This is a genomic window from Runella sp. R0.1_18 (assembly GCF_057652155.1).
Genome location: NZ_JBYFCK010000078.1, coordinates 1 through 887, shown reverse-complemented (window position 1 = coordinate 887; position 887 = coordinate 1). Strand labels below are relative to the sequence as shown.

Sequence of the window (887 nt, the reverse complement as noted above, 5' to 3'; positions counted from 1 at the left end):
TGTGTACATCGAAAGGAAAAATATAAAGATTTTTATACGTCATCAGTTGCATGAATCATAGAAATCGGTCCGACTTTTCTGCCTTTGGCTGCTTTATTGGTAAGAATAGTGTATAACTCCCCATCAGATAACGAGGTTTCATCAATGGAAAGATGAGTTCCCATATTTTGAGGGTATAACAGCCATAGTTTAGCATGAGACTTTTGATTCCAATGTTTGAATCCACCTTGGCAATCTTTGTAGTGACGAAGCAGATTCCGACACTTCACGCCATAAAACTCTCCGATTGAATTTGTACTATTCGGATTCGTATCCACTGATACCTTTTAAAAAATTCGCGAATTCACTTGTCATTCGCGTTCCTTTGCTTACTTCTGCCCAGTCTCTGTAAACTACTTTACCTGTTTGGGTATTGAGCCATCGGCGGCGCTTAATGTGAAGAAAGACCTTATGCCCACGCAGGGGAAAGTCTTGGACAGTTATGGGCGCAAAAAAACCTTTGGATAACAAATTTTTCCGCTCAGAATCTCGATCGTCTGTGTTTTTCTCTGTAAGATGGATATGGAAGACACCCTCTTGGCGGGTAATAGTAGTCAATTCAAAACTTTTCGGGGACGCCCTGTCCAAAATGAACTCGGGCAACAGGAACTGAACGATAGGCAGGAAACTCTCCAAAGCAAGTACGTTTGATTAAAAGCACAAACTTAAAAAAATCCAACGCTCTCCACAACTTTTGTACTTGATCCATTTTGTACTTGATCCGGCACTGGCGGGGAGTAACGTATAGCAAAAAAAAGAGGAGCTCGTTTCTGAGCTCCTCTCGGATTAATATTGTGGCGGCTACCTACTTTCCCACATTTTATTGCAGTATCATCGGCGGAGTGGGG

At 41.9% G+C, this 887-nt stretch carries 3 protein-coding genes; all 3 read right to left on the bottom strand.

What is annotated here, in order from left to right; genetic code table 11:
* Window positions 1-297: 297 nt before the first annotated feature.
* Complete coding sequence (locus AC23P2_RS31115; RefSeq protein ID WP_487776791.1) at window positions 298-597, bottom strand: ISAon1 family transposase N-terminal region protein; 300 nt, start codon at window positions 595-597, stop codon at window positions 298-300.
* A gap of 1 nt (window position 598) precedes the next feature.
* Complete coding sequence (locus AC23P2_RS31110) at window positions 599-748, bottom strand: hypothetical protein (protein WP_487776792.1); 150 nt, start codon at window positions 746-748, stop codon at window positions 599-601.
* On the bottom strand, window positions 705-887 hold a 183-nt coding region (locus AC23P2_RS31105; protein WP_487776790.1), incomplete at its 5' end, for a hypothetical protein. The genes AC23P2_RS31105 and AC23P2_RS31110, both read right to left, overlap by 44 nt.

Bases quoted from the DNA above. Each gene is read 5' to 3' on its own strand.
- AC23P2_RS31110 (WP_487776792.1), bottom strand. From the start codon at position 748: ATGGATCAAGTACAAAAGTTGTGGAGAGCGTTGGATTTTTTTAAGTTT.